Source organism: Streptomyces katrae (genome assembly GCF_000966975.1).
Lineage (GTDB): Bacteria > Actinomycetota > Actinomycetes > Streptomycetales > Streptomycetaceae > Streptomyces > Streptomyces katrae.
The window spans coordinates 1-797 of the sequence record NZ_JZWV01001026.1 but is presented as its reverse complement, the minus strand read 5'-3'; the positions used below and the strand labels follow the sequence as shown (position 1 = coordinate 797).

Here is a 797-nt window from a genome sequence, read left to right as displayed (position 1 = left end):
TGGCCGCCCGGATGCGCGGCGGCGACGACGGCGCGTACGAGGAGCTGTTCCGCCGGCACGCCGAGGCCGTACGGCGCTACGCGCGGACCTGCTGCCGGGACGCGCACACCGCGGACGACCTGACCGCCGAGGTGTTCGCGCGGACGCTCCAGGCGGTACGGGGCGGTGCGGGGCCGGACCAGTCGGTACGGGCCTATCTGCTGACCACCGTACGGCGCGTCGCGGCGGCCTGGACGAAGACGGCGCGGCGGGAGCATCTGGTCGAGGACTTCGCGGTGTTCGCGGAGCAGGCGGCCGCGGGGGCGGAGAGCGGCGGCGCGCTGGGCGGGCTGTCCGGGGACGACACCCTGGAACTGGGCGCGGACGTCCGGGCGATGCACGAGGCCGAGCGGTCCCTCGCCATGCAGGCCTTCCGGAGCCTGCCGGAGCGGTGGCAGGCCGTGCTGTGGCACACCACGGTCGAGGAGGCCTCGCCGAGTGCGATCGCCCCGCTGTTCGGGCTGAGCGCCAACGCGACGGCGGTACTGGCCTCCCGTGCCCGGGAGGGCCTCAAGCAGGCCTACCTCCAGGCGCACGTGAGCTCCGCGCTCAGTGCGGGCGGGGACTGCGCGCGGTACGCGGACCGGCTGGGCGCGTACGCGCGGGGCGGGCTGCGGATGCGGGCCGAGCGCGGGCTGCGGGGGCACTTGGAGGAGTGCGCCAAGTGCCGGCTGGTGGCCGGTGAGCTCAAGGACGTGAACGCGGGGATCCCCGCGCTGCTGCCGGTGGCGGTGATCGGGTGGTTCGCCGCCGGGTAC

At 75.9% G+C, this 797-nt stretch carries 1 protein-coding gene; it reads left to right on the top strand.

What is annotated here, in order from left to right; all coding sequences use genetic code 11:
• A partial coding sequence (locus tag VR44_RS31650; RefSeq protein WP_045951064.1) for a sigma-70 family RNA polymerase sigma factor occupies positions 1 to 797 on the top strand: 797 nt, incomplete at both ends.